This is a genomic window from uncultured Rhodococcus sp., assembly GCF_963525155.1.
Lineage (GTDB): Bacteria > Actinomycetota > Actinomycetes > Mycobacteriales > Mycobacteriaceae > Rhodococcus_F > Rhodococcus_F qingshengii.
In genome coordinates, this window is record NZ_CAURKP010000251.1 from 1 (window position 1) to 6,155 (window position 6,155).

4 protein-coding genes are annotated in these 6,155 nt (G+C 59.0%); 2 read left to right on the plus strand and 2 right to left on the minus strand.

The genetic code is table 11. The features are described 5' to 3' along the window. Positions 1-404 precede the first annotated feature (404 nt). Both RWT78_RS27300 and RWT78_RS27305 read right to left on the minus strand, forming a co-directional pair. The gene (locus RWT78_RS27300; protein ID WP_314682235.1) at positions 405-818 is read right to left on the minus strand and encodes a hypothetical protein; all 414 of its coding nucleotides are present in this window, start codon (positions 816-818) and stop codon (positions 405-407) included. Positions 819-1,227: 409 nt separating this feature from the next. Further along, positions 1,228-1,560, minus strand: coding sequence for a hypothetical protein (locus RWT78_RS27305; RefSeq protein WP_314682238.1), 333 nt, complete (start codon positions 1,558-1,560; stop codon positions 1,228-1,230). 353 nt (positions 1,561-1,913) lie between these two features. Here RWT78_RS27305 and RWT78_RS27310 point away from each other — a divergent pair, with 353 nt between their 5' ends. Then, complete coding sequence (locus RWT78_RS27310; RefSeq protein WP_314682241.1) at positions 1,914-3,188, plus strand: hypothetical protein; 1,275 nt, start codon at positions 1,914-1,916, stop codon at positions 3,186-3,188. Further along, positions 3,188-5,551, plus strand: a complete 2,364-nt coding sequence (locus RWT78_RS27315; protein WP_314682244.1) for a DEAD/DEAH box helicase family protein — start codon at positions 3,188-3,190, stop codon at positions 5,549-5,551. The genes RWT78_RS27310 and RWT78_RS27315 overlap by 1 nt, the downstream gene beginning before the upstream one ends. The last annotated feature ends 604 nt before the right edge of the window (positions 5,552-6,155 follow it).

Sequence of the window (6,155 nt, forward strand, 5' to 3'; positions counted from 1 at the left end):
ATGTGCAGCATGCCCCGACTTCGACTACACCGCCAATAGGTCTATCAAGCGAACTCCAGAACCTCGCCAACCTCGACCAACAGGGAGTCCTCGACGACACGGAATTCGCCGCGGCGAAACAATCAACAATCTCGCGTCACTCGACCTCGTAATGCCGTGCGCACCTGGACTCAGCGACACGATCTCCGTGGCGGAATCAAAGGCACTTCAAATGACACCTCAGCCGACTGAACTCTGCCGAGCACAGCTCCGCGTGGCCGCCAGCACTACGAGAGTGTAGCGATGGATGGGTTGCGAGCGCACTTCTGCGCCAACGTCTTCGAGAATGGAGACCACGCTCGGGTCAGCGCAGAGTCTACTCGCCCGTGAACTTTGGATCTCGCGCTCCGACCTAATGAGCGACTTCACGTCGCGAACTCGCGGAAGTCCCCTTGTTGCGCAATGCGATCACCTGATGAGTTACTGCAACCTAAAGCCAGCACCGCCGCCAGGTGGCTCTCGACCATCGACAGCAAAGAAGGCATCGACGCGCTGAAGGCACTCACGAATTCCACAATCGCAGCAAACCCCATTGTCGCCGAGACGATCCAGGAGACCAATAGTCGCGCGATCACGGCTGGAATTATGCACAGCACCACTGGAACAGCGAGCACCAAAAACAGCCCGCGACTGAAGTCCGCCTGAATCGTGCCGTTGCATTGCGCCACACGCAGAGGGCCGTATCCGATGCCGACGTCGCAACTGGTGATCTCGTAGATCAGCCACTGCGTGTCGCCGAACCCAGAATCCCGTCTCGATTGCCAGCACAGCCCACGCAATCCGACTCCCAGTCATTGGACGAGATCATGCCACTGGGCATGCTGCGGATGTGGCACTACTGAAAGTAGACCGCATCTCCTTCGGCGTTCAACATTCACTGTGCTGCACAACCGAAAGGTGTAGCAAAGCCTGAAGTTGTCGACACCGGGTTGTGGGAGGGTGTTTGGATAGCAACACAACCGCACGGTCAGTCGATAACCGGGGCGTGGAAGGTGTTCACGGCCGCCGGATTCGCGGCGGTGCGACGTGTCTCCCAACTGGGTCCACTTGGGCCGTGGGTGACGGGATAGTCATGCTCGCGATTGGGATGTCGCTCACTGGCTGATCCATCCTGCGAATGCTGCGCGAGAATCGAGGGCATTGCCTTCATTGGTGGAGAACGTCGCCGGTCAATCCGAGGAATATCGATCATTCTCGTGCTAAAGACATTCCGAACGCGATCATCGGTGCACTGATCATCTGGCTGAACACAGAATGTTCGGCGCCGTTGTGGTTGGCATTAATCTTTACCATTCTGATCGCGATCTCCGGAGCACCGTTGTCGTCCACAATATTAGCCTCAGTCGGCGAACCTGAGCTAACCTTCCGCCCCTGCCGATCTCCGCGGATGTTCAGGAGTGCCTTCGCCCTTACAAGAAGACCGTGTATCTCAGCGCCGTAGTAATACAGACGAAGTTCACCGATGCGCTTGTCGAACGGTACGGCGCGACACGCATCGACTCTGCCTACCTCCACACGCATCTTGTGCGATTCATCTCCGTCGATCTAACCGCTGCGCCAACCGACATCCCCGAGTGTGAGTCGCGTTTCATTTGGAACCCCCGCTTGACCTAAGCGTCTGCGACGATCGGCCACAACGGAGGCGCCGTCTCGGCAGTGAGTCGCTGATCAGTTCGGACGTGCCGTCCCGCAACGTCACGGTGCCCCTTGCCTCGCCTCCATCGACACAATCGCCACGCCCCTGCATCTGACTCGGCAATTGATGCCCGAAATCAGGGGATGACCAATAAACTGTTCCACATTAGCGGACTGTCGTGCTATCTTATTCCATAGATGCGGAATACAGGGATTCCCACAGGGCTGGAGGTAGTCAAATGGAGTACTTGAAGAAACTGATGGAAGTCCCGTTCGAGAACTTGTATCCGGACCCAAACAACCCACGCTTGGGCTACGCCGTCGACGAAAAGCCTGGATATGAAGACGCGGATGCGCTGTTTGATGACGCGACGCGTGAGCGGATCCTGACTGCTCTAGGCGAGTCGGCCTACCAAACCGACGCGCTGATTCAGGCGATCATCGGACAAGGTTGGATGGCCGTCGACAACATCATTACGTGGGACCATCCAGATGACGGCATTGACCGCCACGTGGTAGTGGAGGGCAACCGCCGACTTGTGTCCCTACACAAGATCCGCACCGTCGAGTTGGAAAAGCAGCGCAAGAAGCTTGCACGCCTGGAGAAGAATGCGCAGAACTTCCCCGCGGAGGAGATCGACGAGCAACGGAAGGTTGTCGCCAGGATCGAGCAGATCAAGAAGGACACCGACCTTCTGCAGGTCGTGCCAGTCGATGCGAACACTGTCGCAGAGTTGAACATCAAGCTTCCGCGGGTGCTCGCCGTCAGGCACATCAATGGCGCCAAGGAGTGGGGCAACTACGCCGAAGATCTCTGGCTGCTAGAGCGCTACAACAATCTGTTCGAGGCCAAGCACGGCAGCAAGGGCGGATTCTGGGACAGCGCCATCATCGCCGATGTCGCGGACGAGGCATCGTTGACAAAGACCAACGTGAAGCGCCAACTCAAAGCCGCAAGCTGGTTCGGCGCCTTCAGGGCGCGGTGGGAGGACGAACTGCCAAAGGTCCCGCATCAGGAGTTCGATAAGGAGGATTACTACCTCTTTGAGCTTATCAGCCGAAAGCCTTGGGTTAGAGCACAATTGGCAATTGGGGAAGACGATCGCGCGCTCTCAGCGGAGAGCGAGAAGGTGCTCTTCGACTGGGTCTTCAAGCAGGCGCGTCCATGGCCGCGCTCGGCAGACAAGAACCCGAACATCTTCTACCGGCACGAAAACATCAAGGTGTGGGATGACATGCAGCGATACGACAAGGACAACGGGACGTCGTTCGCGTCCGCGTTCGACGTGTCGGACCCCGATAGCGCTCGTCGCATGGCCGAGGTTGAGGCCGAATGGCTCTCACATAAGGCCAATCGCAAGCCTCAGGCGATCATCGACGACCTGCTGAAGAAGCTATCGGAATTGACCGCGGATCGACTCGCCACAGAGGGCACAGCTATCAAGGTTCAACTGGAGCGGATGCGCGACCAGGCTCAACTCTTTCTGAAGATGATCGAATCGACGGAATCCTGATGGTAAAGCGCCACCACGTAACCGAGCAACGGGTCCAGTCCGTCATCGACGGACTGGTCCGCCAACTCCGGGCGGTGGGGAGTGTGAACGCCCTTACGGAACTTCTCTCCGCGGGTGCTGGACAACGCATCTATCCCAATCGCATCCATGGCTTGCTGAGCGAAGACAACTCCCGGTCGGTCACGGAAGCCACCCTGTGCGCCCTGGAGGAGGGCCTGTCCGCGATGCCGGTCCTGCAGGGTGACGTGGCCCCTTTCATCGGGTTTGACGCAAAGGTCGCGGCCGCAGGCGCTGCGATCGTCGATGGCCAGGACCGCGTTGCAGGCGTTGCATCTGCATTAGAAGTACCACCCGCGGTGGTCAGGCGAGCACTTCCGAACGCCGGCGCCGCCCTTTCTGACACAACTCCGTCCGCGAAATCTACTACTTCCTCACCTGATTGGTCTTGGCAGGACGGCGCTGTGCGCCATGTGGCCGCCGATCTCCGTGAGACTCCGCAGAGCCGGGTCGGCCTGATTGTCCCGACGGGCGGCGGCAAGACGCGCGTCGGCCTTCGCTGCATTTTGGATTATCTGGCAGCCCAAAACCGAACGGACACAATCGCCTTGTGGGTGACCCATCGCCGAAATCTTCATCGGCAGGCACGCAAGGACCTTCAGGTGCTCCTGAAGGAACGCGACGATCAACTTCCCGACGGGTCTGCGTCCATGTTCGAGTCTCGGATCAAGTTCATCATGGTGGGCGAAGTGGCGAAGACGCTCGAAGAGTTGGGTGACCGAGCGGTGCTCATCGTTATCGATGAAGCGCACCATGCCGCCGCCCCCACCTACGCTCCGGTATTCGATCACGGTGGCCCAGTAATCCTACTTACTGCGACGCCCGTGCGCGCGGATCGTTTGCCCATCGGCGTCGACAACATCGCGTTCACCATCACGTACCGCGAACTGTTCGAGCGCAAGTGCATCGTGGAACCCGTCTTCGAGCCTCCTCTTGATCTGCCCGGTCTTGACTGGTCGACCTCAGATGGACTGAGAGACCTGGCTGATTATCTGCTCGATCGGACGGAGAGTGACTTCGGGAAGGTATTGGTCGCAGTGTCGCAGCAAGAACGCGCCGAACGCCTCTACGAGGCCGTTATTGACGTGTTCGAGCAGCGTCAGGGACATCCTCTCGACAACGATGACATCGCGTTCGTCCACGGCGGCAGTAACAGCTTGCGGACGGCCGACGCAGGTGACGCACTTGACGAATTCTCAAGCAAACCCGCCGGGATCCTGATTGCCACGTCCGCACTCGTCGGTGAGGGTTTCAACGACCCGTCGATCGATTCAGTCGTCGTGACTTATCCCTCAATGAGTATCGCTCACCTAATGCAAGTCGCCGGTCGCGCATTGCGCTGGGCGCCATACAAGGACACCGCACATGTCGTGCAACTCCGAGAGTCGAGCCTGCAGTACTACTTCGACCAACGTTGGCTCTACCAAGACATTTCCGATGAACTGCGTCCGGACCTCATCGATGTGGACTACGCCACCCGTGACGACCTCCGGTTGGGGCTGACGCAACTGTTGGAGGCCCGCCATGTCGACTCTTCGGTGCATCAGCGCATCCTCGCTCAGGTCGACCAGACCGAGGATGGACAGGACATCCGTATCATGCTGGCCGGAATCAATTACTACGGGTCGTCCGCCGCGTTCACGTCAGACGCGCGTTGGAACGCCATCTTCATTGACTCGCCGGAATACGCGCGATTTTTGAACATCTACAACTACCTGTCACTCCGTCGCGAAGACCTCCGGGAAGCCCAAGTATTCCTACGCGAATACGTTCCTATAGACCTATCGGCGGGCGGATTGTGGAAGTCCTACATGGACCTCATCAACGCCTCCGAATACGCGCGCCAAGAACTTCGGGGTGAAACCTCGCCGACGAGGGAATCCCGGCCGTATCGTCCGGCCTCCAACACCACATGGTTGACGTACGTCACCTACAGATACCGCCCGCAGGTCCCGACCGAACTGGATACGTTCCTCACCAACGCTGTGAACCGCGACGAGGTGCTCGCCGCGTACGTCGCCGAGCGCGGGAAGTGGCGTGGCGCGGTGCGCGTCGAACTCCCCCTTAGCGGAACTGTCGCCTTCCTTCTGGATGAATACCAGGATGACTGGCTTAATTCGGAACGTCTCGAAATTCTGGACCGCTTGCAACAGGTACCAGCAGCAGACGCGTTCACCCAGATCCGCTTGTGGCGGGACGCTTTGCCGTTGATTCCCGCCCACATGATGATCGCAAATCACATCGCACAACTATTGAGCGCATCACGATGGGACGATCAACACCTCGCGTTGAAGCATGATGCATAGGCCCAGCGAACCATTAATATCTGCTTCAGGCGCCTGGGCCTCGACGTCACCGCGACCACGCCGGAAATATGTGACCGAGTGTGCGCCGCGACCGCCGCCGGAGATCAAACCGATAAACAATCCCGACAATCCCAGCGACGTCTACCCGCAGATCATTGAGGCCAATAGTGAGAAGGGCACCGTCACCGAGCTTGGTCGCTTTGATGACCTCGGTAGTGCCAAGCTGCGCGCCGACCAGGACCGTGCGGAGAAATTCTTGACCCCCACATCCCCAGCGAGGTCAATTGCGTGAATCTCGGCCGCGATGTCGCGCTGCTGCTTTATCAACGCTGCGAACACCGACCCGCAGTCTTCGGGTCGTCGATGGCCTTCGCGATGCGATGCTGAAACGCGAAGAGCAACTGCCGGCGATCACCGCTCCTCTCCGCATGTGCAGCCGACTTTGGCGGCGCTTTGCGCGGAACCCGCTTGGCCGGTGGCTTTTCGCCCCTCTCCACAGCGCGCAGTCTGCGCTCAGCCACGTTGGGAGTCCTTCTGTTCGTTTTGAAAAGACCGGGGCGGGGGCGGCGCCTATGCAATGGGGGCGTGCCGCCGGGGGTGGGGT

Coding starts and splice junctions, on each gene's coding strand:
- RWT78_RS27305 (WP_314682238.1), bottom strand. CDS start 1,560: ATGCGTGTGGAGGTAGGCAGAGTCGATGCGTGTCGCGCCGTACCGTTC.
- RWT78_RS27310 (WP_314682241.1), top strand. CDS start 1,914: ATGGAGTACTTGAAGAAACTGATGGAAGTCCCGTTCGAGAACTTGTAT.
- RWT78_RS27315 (WP_314682244.1), top strand. CDS start 3,188: ATGGTAAAGCGCCACCACGTAACCGAGCAACGGGTCCAGTCCGTCATC.